Below are 239 nucleotides of genomic sequence, written 5' to 3' on the forward strand. Positions count from 1 at the left end.
GGCTTCTTGAGTACCTTGCCGACGGTGTTGATCGCGATATCGGGTTTGCCGACGGCCGCGATGGCGTCAGCGAACAGCTTCTCGACAGCTCCGGCCGTGGTCAGATCACCCTGCAGCGCCACGGCCTGCGCACCACTGGACTGGATGGCAGCGACGGTCGCGTCGGCCTCGGCCTTGGAGGAGGCGCTGTTGTAGTGAATGGCGACGGCCTTGGCGCCTTGTTCAGCCAGGTCTCGCGC

At 65.7% G+C, this 239-nt stretch carries 1 protein-coding gene; it reads right to left on the reverse strand.

Going from position 1 to position 239, the window contains the following annotated elements; genetic code table 11:
• On the reverse strand, positions 1 to 239 hold a 239-nt coding region (locus SB725_RS33665), incomplete at both ends, for an SDR family oxidoreductase (RefSeq protein WP_410923754.1).

The sequence above is a fragment of the Pseudomonas sp. SIMBA_041 genome, assembly GCF_046535095.1.
Taxonomy (GTDB): domain Bacteria; phylum Pseudomonadota; class Gammaproteobacteria; order Pseudomonadales; family Pseudomonadaceae; genus Aquipseudomonas; species Aquipseudomonas mucoides.